The following is a 12,929-nucleotide window of genomic DNA, read 5'->3' as shown; positions in this document are numbered from 1 at the left end:
GCAGGCAAGCATGGCACATATTGCACGGACTAAAGCACAGATAATGAAGGGACAGCGTATCGGCATGATCGCCGCGTTCATCCTCCTGTCGATCCTCTTGCTCGCCTGGTACGACGGCGGCGAAGAGGCGATGCGCCCGATCGAGCAGGCCGTCCCGCTGCCCGAGGGCGTACGATGACCCGCGGCTGGCTGGCCGGCGGCGTCGCGGTCATGGCGCTGGGCTCGACGCTCGCGCTGGCGCAAGGGCAGCCCACAGACCTGCTCCCGCCCGGCTTCGACACGCCGGCGCCCACGCCCACTCCCGCACCGACTCCAGCTCCGGCTCCGGCTCCCGCCCCGCGGCCCACGGCGACTTCGGCGCCCGCGCCGGTAACGCAGCCCGGCGAGGTGGTGCAGCCGATCCCTTTCGCGCCCGCGGAGAGTTCTTCCGCCGCCGATCTCGACGACCTCCCGACGCTGCGCGAACTGGAGAACATGTCCACCGACGAGCTCGACGAACTGCTCGGGCTGAAGCCGCGTTTCGACATCCCCCCCGCTGCCCGCCGTTCTACCGAACGTGTCGGCATCATCGGTCCGCAGGAAGGCGGGATGCCGGTCGGCTCGCTCGCCAACCAGCCCGCCGCGCTGGTGCGCGCAGCGCTCGCCGGGACCGATGGCCGGCTGGTGTCGCGGTGGGGGCATATCCTGCTGCGCCGCGCGCTTGCCAGCCGGTTGGCCACGCCCGCCGGGATGAACCCGGTCGAATTCGCTGCGCTGCGCGCCGCCCTGCTCAACCGCATGGGCGAACACACCGCCGCGCGGACGCTGGTGCAGGACGTCGACACCGCCGATTATACCGCCAGTCTCACCAGTGCGGCGCTCGACGCATACATCGGGAGCACCGATATCGTCGGCGCCTGTCCGGCGGTGCGGCTCTCGCGCGAAGACCGCGAGGGCGGCGAATGGCGGATGCTGCAGGCGATCTGCAACGCCTATGCCGGCGAGGAAACTCGCGCGGGCAATGATCTGCGGCGGCTGATGAATTCGGGCGCGGTACCGCGCATCGATTCGCTGCTGGCGCAACGCTTCGCCGGGGCCGCAGGCGCCGGGAGGCGTGCGGTCAATATCGAGTGGAACGATGTCGAGGAGGTCACTCCGTGGCGTTTCGCCCTGGCGAATGCGCTGGGCGTGGAAATCCCCGATGAGCTTGCCGGATCGCTGTCGCCCGCGCTGCAGCGCCAGACCGCGACCGCGCCGATGCTGCCGCTGGCGCAACGCATCGATGGCGCGGGCATGGCCGCCGAGGCAGGAATCCTTTCGTCCGAAGCCATGATCGATCTCTATTCTCAGATCTACGCGCTCGACGATGGCGAGGGTGTGGCCCGCACCACGGCCATTCAACTGCGCAATGCGTATGTGGACAGTGATCCCGCCGCTCGGCTCGCCGCCCTTCGCGCGATCTGGGGCGACGCGCGGGGTGAGGATTTCGGACCCTTTGTGCTCACAGCCTATGCCGCGGCGCGGATGCTGCCGGATGAGGCCTTTGCCGAGGATGCGGCTGCGCTGATCACCTCGATGCTCGCCGCGGGGCTTGACCGCGATGCACAGCGCTGGGGTCCCGTTGTGGACGACGGCAGTCTTGCCTGGGGCATCCTCGCGGTTGCCATGCCGGGCGCTTCCGCCAGCGTCAGCGGTGGCGATCTGTCGAGTTTCCTCGGCAACGATACCAGCGCAGGCCAGCACAAGTCGCGGTTGTTGCTGGCCGGGCTTGCCGGGCTGGGGCGGATCGATCCGTCCGATGCGCGCAGCTATGATCTGGGGATCAATCTCGAACGCCGGAGCGTCTGGACCAATCGCATCAGCCAGGCGGCCCAGGCCGACAATCAGGCGCTGGTGGCCTTGCTTGCCGGACTCGGGATGCAGGGCGACGGCTGGGAGCGGATGACTGCGCTGCATCTCTATCACATCGTGCGCGCACTCGATGCGGTAGGTATGAACTCCGAAGCGCGGATGATCGCGGCCGAGGCCGTGTCCCGCGCCTGAGCGCACCGACGCCACGACCATGACCGCCATCGCCGATTTCCTCGCCATGCTCGCCGCCGAGCGCGGCGCGGCGCGCAACACGCTGCTGGCCTATCGCCGCGATCTCGAGCAGGCCGAGGGACTGGTGGGTGATCTGGCGGGCGCCCAAGCTTCCGATCTGGCGAAGCTGGGTCAGGCCTGGTCGCAGCTTGCGCCGTCCTCGCTGGCGCGCAAGGCTTCGGCGCTGCGCCAGTTCTACGGCTTCCTCGCCGAGGAGGGACTGCGCAGCGACGATCCCAGCCACGCGCTCCCGCGCCCCGTCGCGCGGCGCCCCTTGCCTAAAATTCTCTCGCATCCAGAAGTCGAGGCGCTGTTCGCCCGCGCTGAGCTCGAGGCGGCTGGCGATGCGCCGCTCGCCGTGAGGCAGCTTGCGCTGCTGGAGATGCTCTACGGCTCGGGCCTGCGCGCCACCGAGCTGGTGTCGCTGCCGCTCTCCGCGATGCCGCGCGACGCGCCGTTCCTCACCGTTACGGGGAAGGGTGGCGCGGCGCGGATGGTCCCCGTGAGCGGTCGCGCGAAGACCGCGCTCGGCCGCTGGCTGGCGGTCCGGCCGGAAGGTCCCAGGGCGGGCGCAAAATACCTTTTCCCCTCGCGGACCGGGCATATCAGCCGGGTGCGGCTGTTCCAGATCCTCAGGCAGCTTGCGGTACGCGCCGATCTCGACCCCGCGAAGCTGAGCCCGCATGTGCTGCGCCACGCTTTCGCCACCCATCTGCTCGAGGGCGGGGCCGATCTGCGTGCGCTGCAGCTGCTGCTCGGCCATGCCGATATCGCCACCACGCAGATATACACCCATGTCGATGCCGCGCGGCTGGTCAAGCTGGTCAACGAACGTCACCCGCTTGCGCGGCCGCGCAACAGCGACTAGCCCGCCAGCGATGATTTCCTACCTCGAATTCGAAAAGCCGGTCGCCGAACTGGAGACCCAGATCGCCGAGCTGCGCGCTGCCGCCGATGGCGACGATGTCGATATCGGCACCGAGCTCAAGCGCCTCGAGCGCAAGAGCGCGGAACTGCTGCGGACGATCTACCAGTCGCTGACCCCGTGGCAGAAGACCCAGGTGGCCCGCCATCCTTCGCGGCCCCACTTCCGAGACTATGTCGAACATGCCTTCGACGAATTCGTGCCGCTGAGCGGCGACCGCAGCTTTGCTGACGATTCCGCCATCCTCGGCGGGTTCGCCAAGCTCGACGGGCGCAAGATCATGCTGATCGGGCACGAGAAGGGCAACGACACCGCCAGCCGGATCAAGCACAATTTCGGCATGGGCAAGCCCGAAGGCTACCGCAAGGCGATCCGGCTGATGGAACTGGCGGGCCGTTTCGGCCTCCCGGTGGTGACGCTGGTGGATACCTCGGGCGCCTTTCCCGGCATCGAGGCCGAGGAGCGCGGCCAGGCCGAGGCCATCGCTCGCGCGACCGAGGCCTGTATCGCGCTGCCGGTGCCGATGATCGCGGCGATCGTCGGCGAGGGCGGTTCGGGCGGCGCGGTGGCGCTGGCGAGCGCCGAGCGGGTGCTGATGTTCCAGCACGCGGTCTATTCGGTGATCTCGCCCGAAGGCTGCGCTTCGATCCTGTGGCGCACTGCGGAACGGGCACCCGACGCGGCGGAAGCGATGAAAGTGACGGCCCAGCATCTTGAGGCGCTCGGCGTGATCGACCGGATCGTGCCCGAACCTGTCGGGGGCGCGCATCGCGATCCGCGCGCGGCGGCAGAAGCGCTCGGCGCGGCGCTGGCCGACGAGCTCGACACGCTTGGGACCAAGCCCGAGGCCGAGCTGCGGCGGATGCGTGAAGAGCGCTTTCTTTCGATGGCGGGTTAACCGCGTCCGAACGGACGCAAAATTCTGTCGGGAACCAACCACCGCACCGCAGGATTTCCAACCCGTAATCCGATGCGCGGGCGAACGGGCCAGCGCGCGAGTTTTGGGGAGAGATCCATGTCCACCATCAAGGCGCTTGCCGCCAGTTCCACCGCCGCGCTCGCGCTCGCCCTGAGCGGCTGCACCACTGCCAACATTCCCGGCTCCACCGCGCCCATCACCCAGAACGAAGCGCAGATCGGCGCCGAGGCGCATCCGCAGCTGCTGGCCGAGTTCGGCGGCGCGATGTCGGGCCCGCAGGCGCAATATGTCCAGCAGGTCGGCCAGAACATTGCGGTCCAGTCGGGGCTGGGCAATGCGCGCGAGTCCTTCACCGTTTCGATGCTCAACAGTCCGGTCAACAACGCTTTCGCGATCCCTGGCGGCTTCGTCTACACGACCCGCCAACTGGTCACGCTGATGGACAACGAAGCAGAACTGGCTGCGGTTCTGGGCCACGAGGTCGGCCATGTCGCCGCCCGCCATTCGCAGCGCCGCCAGGCCAACCAGCAGCGCAACACGCTGCTTGGCGCGGGCGCGGCAATCCTCTCGGGCATCCTGCTCGGCAACAGTGGACTCGGTCAGCAGATCGGCCAGGCCGCGATGCAGGGCTCGCAATTGCTGACGCTCAGCTTCTCGCGCAGTCAGGAACTCGAAGCCGATGCGCTGGGGATCCGCTATCTCACCCAGGCGGGCTACGATCCCAGTGCGATGGGCACGGTGCTCGCCAGCCTTGCGGCGCAAAACTCGCTCGATGCGCGGCTACAGGGCCGCGACAACGCCAGCCTTCCCGAATGGGCCTCGACCCACCCCGATCCCGCCAGCCGCGTTCAGGAAGCGCTGACCATGGCGCAAGGCGCTACCGGGGTCACCAATCGCGACACCTTCCTGACACGCATCGACGGTTTGCTTTACGGCGATGATCCGCAGCAGGGCGTGATCGAGGGGCGGCAGTTCATCCATCCCGATATGCGATTGTCGTTCACCGCGCCGCAGGGTTATTACATGATCAACGGTACGCGTGCGGTCAGCATCAATGGCCAGAGCGGGCAGGCACAGCTGACGTTGGCGCCCTACAGCGGCAATCTCGAGAATTACGTTGCGAGCGTGTTTTCGGGGTTGGGTGGCAATCAGCAACAGCTGCGCCCGCAATCAATCCAGCGCACCACGGTCAACGGTCTTTCAGCGGCCTACGGTACCGCCCGGGTCAACAGCGGGCAGGGCGAAGTCGATGTGGTGGTGTTCGCCTATGAATTCGCCAACGATCGCGCCTATCACTTCCAGGTGATCACCCAGCCGGGCGGCGCGAGCGCGTTCACGCCGATGTTCAACTCGATGCGCCGGATCAGTGCGACGGAAGCCGCCAATGTGGTCCCTCGCCATCTCGAGGTGGCGACCGTGCGCAGCGGCGACACGATCCGGACGCTGGCGAACCGGATGGCCTATACCGACGGCCAGCTCGAACGGTTCCTGGTGCTCAACTCGCTCGACGCGAACGCCACGCTGCGGACCGGGGACAAGGTCAAGCTGGTGGTCAGGGGGCGGTGAGGGCTCACTGAAGCGCCAGTTTCGGATTAAAAAAGAGGGCGGCGAAATTAATCGCCGCCCTCTTCAGCTAGTTTACCTCTTCTCGGATCAATCAGGAGCGACGGCAGGTCCGGTCGTCTTGTTTGCAGTGTCGAGTTGAGAGTCAACTGCATTGAAGGTATCACTCAGTTCGCCACCGAGGCTCTGCATCGCGGTGATGGCTGCGACTGCGATCAGCGCGGCGATCAGGCCGTACTCGATGGCGGTGGCGCCTTCTTCGTTCTTGCGGAGTTTCTTGAGAAATTTCATTGGTCGTCTCCTGGTTGGTCTTCGTTTCCCGACCCCCACCCGGAAATTCGTACCGGGAGCGAGCACTTTGCAGTTTCGGCGTCACAGGTTGAGAAATTGCTAACGCAAACCGAGAAGCCGAATTTTTACCCGCCGCCTGCGCCAGTGACGTTGTCGGCAACCATGGTCCAGAACGAGATCGCGGTGATCCCGAAGGACTGGATGGCGCCGACCATTGCCAGGAAGATGAGGGCAAGAATCAGTCCGTATTCGACCGCGGTGGCACCATCGGTCTCGCGACCGAGCATTTGCAGGAACTGGCGCATTCCGGTGTTTCCCCACTCGCAACCACGGGAGCTGATGGCTGCGGATGTAGGCGCTGGGCGTTAAGAAAGGGTTGAACCGGGCGATGGAAGTGGAAGAAAATCCGACATGGATGCTGGTCGTCGCGCTCGCGCTGGTCGACGAGCGCGGTCGCTGGCTGATGCACAAGCGGCCAGCGGGGAAGCATCACGCCGGGCTGTGGGAGTTTCCCGGTGGCAAGGTCGAAAGCGGCGAAACGCCCGCAAATGCGCTGGTTCGCGAGATCGCCGAGGAATTGGGACTGGCGCTTGCGCCCGGGTCTCTCGAGCCTTCCGGTTTCGCGCAGAACGGCGGGAATGGCGCCGAATGCGCGATTGTCATCCTGCTTTACACCTGCCGGGACTGGTCGGGGCAGCCGCGGGCTCTGGAAGGAGGAGAAATCGGCTGGTTCGCGCCGGAGGAAGCGGCCGGGCTGGACAAGCCGCCGCTCGATCATGCGTTGCTCGGGCAATTGTCCGCGCTGTTGGCGGGCCCTCCGGGTGACAGGCAGTCCTGATGGAGGGGCAGGTAAGGAAGGGCTCACAAGCAGCGCCCGACTGAGCGCGGAATAAATCCCGGGCCGGACCCCGATTGGGATTGCCAAGCCGAAACCACCTGCCTATGTGGCCCACCTCGAGTGCGCCCGTAGCTCAGCTGGATAGAGTACCTGACTACGAATCAGGTGGCCGGAGGTTCGAATCCTTCCGGGCGCACCATAAAAGGCCATCCTTCCTGCGAAGGGTGGCCTTTTATGGTTCTGGTGTCGTTAGGTTATGGCGTCGGAAAGTGCAGCTTTGGGGCCAACAGGCCTAGGCTTCGTCCTCGAGCCGATGCATGTCCTCGTCGGAAAAGCCGAAGTGATGTCCGGCCTCGTGGATCACCACGTGACGGACAAGCTCCTCCAGTCCAACCCCGGTCTCTCGCATCTCGGCGAGCAGCGGCTGGCGGAACAGCCAAATCCGGGGCGGCAGTTGGCCGCTCTCCCAGATCGAGGCTTCGGAAATCGGATGGCCTTCGTAGAGCCCGCTTAAATGCCATTTATTGTCGAGGTCGACCGAGGCGAGCTGATCGGGCGTGGCGAAATCGACCACCCGCATCACCGCACGGTCGAGCTCGCTGCGGAACTGTTCGGGAAGCGTGCGCAACACCTGCTCGGCAAGGCGCTGCATTTCTTCTTTGCTGGGTACGAAGACTTCGGTCATCCAACGCGGGATATGGATATGACGCATCAGGTGCGCAACCGGTGGAACAAGGGTGGGTCTGGCCTGTTTGACTGTCGCATTCACAAATTTATCGAAGGATCCAAGCGATGTCCAAGAACGACGAAATTTTCGCCCGGCTCAAGCAGGATCACGACAAGCATCGCGCGTTGCTCGATCGCCTGCTGGAGACCCACGGCGACACAGCGGAGCGCCAATCGCTGTTCGAAGAGTTGACCCGCGAATTGAAGGGCCATGCTGCCGCCGAGGAGCAGGCGCTTTATTCGACCATGCTGCGCAAGCCGCCGACCACCGACGAGACTCGCCATTCTGTTGCCGAGCATCACGAGATCGAAGAGGCGCTCAACGATCTGGCCGCCACGGATATGGCGAGCGGCGCGTGGCTGCAGAAGTTCAAGGAACTCGATCACGATTATCGCCATCACATCAACGAGGAAGAGGAAGATCACTTCCCCGATTTCGAGAAATATCTCGACGACAAGGATCGCGAGCACATGCGCGGGGTCTTCGAACGCCGCAAGCGGGAGGAAAAGTCCGACGCCGATGTGACACCGAAAAAGAAGGAAGACGCCAAGGAGTAGCGGTGAGCCGCGGAGGGACAGCGTGAGCGACGAACCGGTCGACCCAAAAAACATCACCCGGCTCGACGAAGGCGTCGAGCCGGGTGTCTGGCGTTATGCAAGGGCGGAGCGCGCAACGGTGATGATCGATGCGGCGGACTATTTCGCTGCGATGCAGGCGGCCATGCTCGAGGCGCGCCATCGGATATTTCTGGTCGGTTGGGATTTCGACACAAGGATCCATCTCGCGGACGGACGGCGATGGTGGCAACGGGCCTACTCTTCCAAGCATCCATCGCGTCTCGGCAGTTTCATTGCCTGGCTCAGCCGCAACCGCCCGACGATGGAAATTCGCATCCTCAAGTGGAGTTTCGGGGTCTTCAAATTCGCGATGCGCGGATCGATGTGGATGGACCTGGTGCGCTGGGCCCCGCATCGGCGGATCGATTTCAAGTTCGACAGCGCCCATGCGGTGGGGTGCTGCCACCACCAGAAGATTGCGGTGCTCGACAACCGGCTGGCGGTCTGCGGCGGGATCGACATGACCGTCAAGCGCTGGGACACACGCGAACACAAGGAGGTCGATGAGCGCCGTACGACCCCGCGAGGCGAGCAATACGGACCGTGGCATGACGCCTCGATGATGATGGAAGGCGAAATCGCCGAAGCCCTGAGCGAATTGGGTCGCGACCGCTGGATCAAGGCGGGCGGTGTGCCGCTGCTGCCGCTGAAGCCGCGGGAGGACTCGCTGTGGCCCGAGGGGTTGCGGGCCGGGTTCGAGAATGTCGAGATCGGCATCGCTCGGACCTGTTCGGCCTATCGCGACTGGGACGAGGTGACCGAGATCGCCGAATTGTTCGTGAACCACATCAAGCGCGCGCAGCATCACATCTATGCCGAGAGCCAGTATTTCGCTTCGCGCGTGGTAACCGAAGCGATCATGGCGCGGCTGGACGAAGACGATCCGCCAGAGATCGTCATCGTCCATCCGGAGCACGCCGACGGCTGGCTCGAAAAGCAGGCGATGGACCATGCGCGTGCCGAGCTGGTGCGTTGCGTCGAGGCGGCGCCCAACGGGGATCGGTTCACGATCTGGTGCCCCCAGACCGGCGAAACCCCCATCTACGTCCATGCCAAGATCATGATCGTCGACGACCAGATCCTGCGCATCGGCTCGGCCAATCTGAACAATCGCTCGCTGGGGCTCGACAGCGAATGCGACGTTTTCATCGACTCCACCCGCGAGGGCAACGGCCATGCCGCCGACGAGATCAGGCGGATCAGGCTGTCGCTGCTCGCAGAACATTGCGGTCTGGAAGAAGAAGCGATGCCCGAATTGCTCGATCACCACGGGTCGATGGCGGCCCTGATCGAGGCGAGCGACGGCGGAGCCCGCAAGCTGAAGCGGTATGTCGCACCCGAACTCGAAGCTGTTCAGGAGACCATCGCGCGGTCCCAACTGCTCGATCCCGAGAATCCCGAGGCGATGTTCGAGCCCTTTGCCGAAGGCGGACTTTTTCGTAAGGGCACTCGGCTTGGCCGCATTCGCGCCAGGCTCCGGAGGAAACAGAAGCAATGAGCAGCCTGGTTGGACCCGATGAAGACGATCCCCACGGCAAGCCGCCCGTTCCGGAGGAAATCCAGGACGCGATACGGACACTGATTCGCTGGGCCGGCGACGACCCCTCGCGAGAAGGTTTGCTCGACACGCCGGCACGCGTCGCGCGCGCATGGAAAGAATATTGCCAGGGCTACGATGAAGACCCGGCCTATCATCTGAGAAGGGTTTTCGAGGAAGTCGGTGGCTACAACGAGATCGTCCTGCTCAAGGACGTACCGTTCCAGAGCCATTGCGAGCATCACATGGCGCCCATCATCGGCAAAGCGGCGATCGCCTATATGCCCAATGATCGGGTCGTTGGGATATCGAAGCTGGCGCGGGTGCTCCACGGTTTCGCCCGGCGGTTGCAGGTGCAGGAGCGGCTGACCGCGGAAGTCGCGGACTGCATCTGGCTGCATCTTCAGCCAAAAGGTGTGGCGGTCGTGATCGAGGCCTCGCACAGCTGCATGACCGCTCGCGGCGTGCGCACGCCCGGTGTCGCCATGACCACCAGTCGCATGATGGGTACCTTCCTCAAAGATCCGCGCAGTCGCGAGGAAGTTCTCAAACTGATGGGCTATTGAGCCGGTCGTCTCGCGCCCGGAACGGATTGGCGCAGCACAGGAACGATGCTTTACCCGTTGAATTGATTGGATGAAACCATTCTCCAACCAAAGGAACGAGCAATGCACCATGACCACAAACACGACATCGAAGTCCTCAACGGCCTGATCGCTACCACGCTCGACAGCATGAAGGGCTATCGCGACGCCTGCGAGGATACCAAGGGAACCTACAGCGAGCTGTTCGCCGGGATGGCCGACGAGCGCAGCCGGGTCACCGCCGATCTACAGGCGCATGTCCGCACGCATGGCGGCGAGCCCGAGGATGACAGTTCCATCTCCGGCGCGCTTCACCGTGGCTTTATGAATTTGAAGGATGCCGTCACCGGTACCGACGACAAGGCGGTTATCGCCGAGGTCGAGCGGGGCGAGGACCACATCAAGGACAAGTACGAGACAGCGCTGAAGGACGACAAACTGTCGCCGGATTGTCGGCTGGTTGTCGAGCGCGCTTATCAGTCGGTTCGCGCAGGTCATGACAGGGTCAGCGGGATCAAGCACGCGACCGTCTGATCCGGATCGATCAACAACCGGTTTCATGGAATTGTCATGGAATCGAAAGGGGCGCCTCTCGGGCGCCCCTTTTTTATTGCGTATCGGGGGTAATGCCCGAAGAGCTGTCTAGAGCTGCTTGAGCATATGCTCGGCACTCGAAACCGAGAAATCGCCCGGCTGCTCGACATTGAGTTCCTTCACTACGCCGTCATCGACGATCATCGAGTAGCGCTGGGCGCGCTGGCCCATTCCGAAGCCCGACCCGTCCATCGTCAGGCCGATCGCTTGCGCGAAATCGCCATTGCCGTCGGCGAGCATGGTGACCTCGTCCGAACCGGCGGAGTCCTTCCACGCACCCATGACAAAGGCATCGTTCACCGCGGTGCAGGCGATCTCGTCGACGCCTTTGGCGCGCAGTTCGTCCGCCTTCTCGACATAGCCGGGCAGGTGCTTTGCCGAACAGGTCGGGGTGAACGCGCCGGGTACCGAGAACAGCGCCACCTTGCGACCCGCGAAGAAGTCGCTGGCAGCGATCTGCTCGGGCCCGTTCTGGGTCGCCTTGACCAGTTTCACATCGGGCAGTTTGTCGCCCACCGAAATCGTCATGATCGCGTCTCCTGTTGTGTGGTTATCCGTCCCGACGCGGCTTAGCCCAGCGCCAGTTCCGTGCAACCGCTTTTCATGCCGCCCCCTTGGCAAGCGAGCGCTTCCCCACCAGTTGCCCTGTGGCGGGCGAGAGGTTAGAGGCAGCGACAAAATCGCACCGCTGCGGCTCCCATGCCCGGTGCCCAAGTTTGCCCCGATAACAATCCAAGGACCGCCCATGACCGACTTCACCGACTACGTCATCAAGGACATTGCGCTTGCCGATTACGGCCGCGCGGAAATCAACATCGCCGAAACCGAAATGCCCGGGCTGATGGCCACGCGCGAGGAATACGGCGCCGCCAAGCCGCTCAAGGGCGCGCGGATCACCGGCTCGCTGCACATGACGATCCAGACCGCGGTGCTGATCGAGACGCTGGTCGAACTGGGTGCCGAAGTGCGCTGGGCGACCTGCAACATCTATTCGACGCAGGACCACGCCGCCGCCGCGATCGCGGCTCAGGATATCCCGGTCTTCGCGATCAAGGGCGAGAGCCTGGCCGATTACTGGGACTATGTCGGGCGGATCTTCGACTGGTCGACCGAGGACGACCATGACCTCACCACCAATCTGATCCTCGACGATGGCGGCGATGCGACCATGTTCGCGTTGTGGGGCGCGCGGATCGAGGCGGGCGAGACCATGCCCGAGCCGCAGAACGCCGAAGAGATCGAGATGCAGCGCGCGCTCAAGGATTTCCTCAAGCGCAAGCCAGGCTATCTGACCAAAAGCGTCAAGGCAATCAAGGGTGTCTCGGAAGAGACCACCACCGGGGTCCATCGCCTCTATCATCTTGCCAAGCAGGACAAGCTGCCGTTCCCGGCGATCAATGTGAACGACAGTGTCACCAAGTCGAAATTCGACAATCTCTATGGCTGCCGCGAGTCGCTGGTCGATGCGATCCGCCGCGCCACCGATGTCATGCTCTCGGGCAAGGTCGCCTGCGTCGCGGGCTATGGCGATGTCGGCAAGGGCTCGGCGCAGAGCCTGCGCAACGGCGGCGCGCGCGTGCTGGTGACCGAGATCGATCCGATCTGCGCGCTGCAGGCGGCGATGGAGGGTTTCGAGGTGACGACGATGGAGGATGCGGTGACCCGCGCCGACATCTTCTGCACCACCACCGGCAATGAGGACGTCATCACCGCCGAGCACATGAAGGCGATGAAGCCGATGGCGATCGTCTGCAACATTGGCCATTTCGACAGCGAGATCCAGATCTCGGCGCTCGACAATTACGAATGGACCGAGCTCAAGCCCGGCACCGATCTGGTCAAGTTCCCCGATGGCAAGGAGATCATCATTCTCGCCAAGGGACGGCTGGTGAACCTCGCCTGCGCCACCGGGCACCCCAGCTTCGTGATGAGCTGCTCCTTCACCAATCAGGTGCTGGCGCAGATCGAGCTGTGGGAGAACGAGGACAAGTACGAGAACGACGTCTACGTACTGCCCAAGCATCTCGACGAGAAGGTCGCCGCGCTGCATCTCGACAAGCTCGGGGTCAAGCTGACCAAGCTGAGCAAGGTCCAGGCCGACTATATCGGCGTTCCGGTCGAGGGTCCGTTCAAGCCCGAGCACTACCGCTACTGAGGCACGAAGGTCCGGGGTTGCGCTCTAAGGCGCTCCCCGGACCGTTACTCCCCGCAGCTGACCGGGGGGTGGTGCGGCCCTAACCCATTGCATCGCCGCCCACTCGCGCATAGCTGGA

General features: G+C 64.2%; 15 protein-coding genes and 1 tRNA gene. 12 read left to right on the top strand and 4 right to left on the bottom strand.

The window, feature by feature from the left end; all coding sequences use genetic code 11:
* The first annotated feature begins 43 nt into the window (after positions 1-43).
* From A9995_RS17495 to A9995_RS02815, 5 genes are all read left to right on the top strand, one after another.
* Positions 44-178 carry a hypothetical protein gene (locus A9995_RS17495; RefSeq protein WP_255360137.1) on the top strand — a complete coding sequence of 45 codons (135 nt, stop codon included), beginning with the start codon at positions 44-46 and terminating at the stop codon, positions 176-178.
* Positions 175-2,022 carry a hypothetical protein gene (locus A9995_RS02830; protein ID WP_067608830.1) on the top strand — a complete coding sequence of 616 codons (1,848 nt, stop codon included), beginning with the start codon at positions 175-177 and terminating at the stop codon, positions 2,020-2,022. The genes A9995_RS17495 and A9995_RS02830 overlap by 4 nt, the downstream gene beginning before the upstream one ends.
* Before the next feature lie 19 nt (positions 2,023-2,041).
* The gene (locus A9995_RS02825) at positions 2,042-2,929 is read left to right on the top strand and encodes a tyrosine recombinase (RefSeq protein ID WP_067608827.1); all 888 of its coding nucleotides are present in this window, start codon (positions 2,042-2,044) and stop codon (positions 2,927-2,929) included.
* A 10-nt stretch (positions 2,930-2,939) separates the two neighbouring features.
* Positions 2,940-3,884: an acetyl-CoA carboxylase carboxyltransferase subunit alpha gene (locus tag A9995_RS02820; RefSeq protein WP_067608826.1), complete on the top strand. Its 945-nt coding sequence runs from the start codon at positions 2,940-2,942 to the stop codon at positions 3,882-3,884.
* A gap of 117 nt (positions 3,885-4,001) precedes the next feature.
* Positions 4,002-5,471 (top strand): M48 family metalloprotease, encoded by a 1,470-nt coding sequence (locus A9995_RS02815; protein WP_067608821.1) that lies wholly within the window; start codon positions 4,002-4,004, stop codon positions 5,469-5,471.
* A gap of 87 nt (positions 5,472-5,558) precedes the next feature.
* Here A9995_RS02815 and A9995_RS02810 read toward each other — a convergent pair whose 3' ends face one another.
* Positions 5,559-5,759 carry a Flp family type IVb pilin gene (locus A9995_RS02810; RefSeq protein WP_067608818.1) on the bottom strand — a complete coding sequence of 67 codons (201 nt, stop codon included), beginning with the start codon at positions 5,757-5,759 and terminating at the stop codon, positions 5,559-5,561.
* Positions 5,760-5,884: 125 nt separating this feature from the next.
* The gene (locus A9995_RS02805) at positions 5,885-6,064 is read right to left on the bottom strand and encodes a Flp family type IVb pilin (RefSeq protein WP_067608814.1); all 180 of its coding nucleotides are present in this window, start codon (positions 6,062-6,064) and stop codon (positions 5,885-5,887) included.
* A gap of 83 nt (positions 6,065-6,147) precedes the next feature.
* Here A9995_RS02805 and A9995_RS02800 point away from each other — a divergent pair, with 83 nt between their 5' ends.
* Both A9995_RS02800 and A9995_RS02795 read left to right on the top strand, forming a co-directional pair.
* Complete coding sequence (locus A9995_RS02800; RefSeq protein ID WP_067608811.1) at positions 6,148-6,597, top strand: (deoxy)nucleoside triphosphate pyrophosphohydrolase; 450 nt, start codon at positions 6,148-6,150, stop codon at positions 6,595-6,597.
* Between the two features lie 122 nt (positions 6,598-6,719).
* Positions 6,720-6,796, top strand: a tRNA-Arg gene (locus A9995_RS02795).
* A 93-nt stretch (positions 6,797-6,889) separates the two neighbouring features.
* On the opposite strand, the gene A9995_RS02790 is transcribed toward A9995_RS02795, so the two are convergent.
* Complete coding sequence (locus tag A9995_RS02790) at positions 6,890-7,282, bottom strand: metallopeptidase family protein (protein ID WP_082992459.1); 393 nt, start codon at positions 7,280-7,282, stop codon at positions 6,890-6,892.
* Positions 7,283-7,389: 107 nt separating this feature from the next.
* Between A9995_RS02790 and A9995_RS02785 the strand changes: the two genes are divergently transcribed.
* The 4 genes from A9995_RS02785 to A9995_RS02770 all read left to right on the top strand — a co-directional run bounded on the left by A9995_RS02785 (position 7,390) and on the right by A9995_RS02770 (position 10,596).
* Positions 7,390-7,881, top strand: a complete 492-nt coding sequence (locus A9995_RS02785; RefSeq protein WP_067608805.1) for a hemerythrin domain-containing protein — start codon at positions 7,390-7,392, stop codon at positions 7,879-7,881.
* A 22-nt stretch (positions 7,882-7,903) separates the two neighbouring features.
* The gene (locus A9995_RS02780) at positions 7,904-9,439 is read left to right on the top strand and encodes a phospholipase D-like domain-containing protein (RefSeq protein ID WP_067608803.1); all 1,536 of its coding nucleotides are present in this window, start codon (positions 7,904-7,906) and stop codon (positions 9,437-9,439) included.
* Positions 9,436-10,044, top strand: coding sequence for a GTP cyclohydrolase I FolE (folE, locus tag A9995_RS02775; RefSeq protein WP_067608801.1), 609 nt, complete (start codon positions 9,436-9,438; stop codon positions 10,042-10,044). The genes A9995_RS02780 and folE overlap by 4 nt, the downstream gene beginning before the upstream one ends.
* 102 nt (positions 10,045-10,146) lie before the next feature.
* Positions 10,147-10,596, top strand: coding sequence for a PA2169 family four-helix-bundle protein (locus A9995_RS02770; protein ID WP_067608799.1), 450 nt, complete (start codon positions 10,147-10,149; stop codon positions 10,594-10,596).
* A 108-nt stretch (positions 10,597-10,704) separates the two neighbouring features.
* On the opposite strand, the gene A9995_RS02765 is transcribed toward A9995_RS02770, so the two are convergent.
* Positions 10,705-11,184: a peroxiredoxin gene (locus A9995_RS02765; RefSeq protein ID WP_067608798.1), complete on the bottom strand. Its 480-nt coding sequence runs from the start codon at positions 11,182-11,184 to the stop codon at positions 10,705-10,707.
* A 217-nt stretch (positions 11,185-11,401) separates the two neighbouring features.
* Between A9995_RS02765 and ahcY the strand changes: the two genes are divergently transcribed.
* The gene (gene ahcY / locus A9995_RS02760; protein WP_067608795.1) at positions 11,402-12,811 is read left to right on the top strand and encodes an adenosylhomocysteinase; all 1,410 of its coding nucleotides are present in this window, start codon (positions 11,402-11,404) and stop codon (positions 12,809-12,811) included.
* Positions 12,812-12,929 lie beyond the last annotated feature (118 nt).

The organism is Erythrobacter sp. QSSC1-22B, from assembly GCF_001678665.1.
Classification (GTDB): Bacteria; Pseudomonadota; Alphaproteobacteria; order Sphingomonadales; family Sphingomonadaceae; genus Qipengyuania.
Note: the sequence above shows the minus strand (reverse complement) of the source record. Positions and strands in the feature narration are given on the sequence as shown.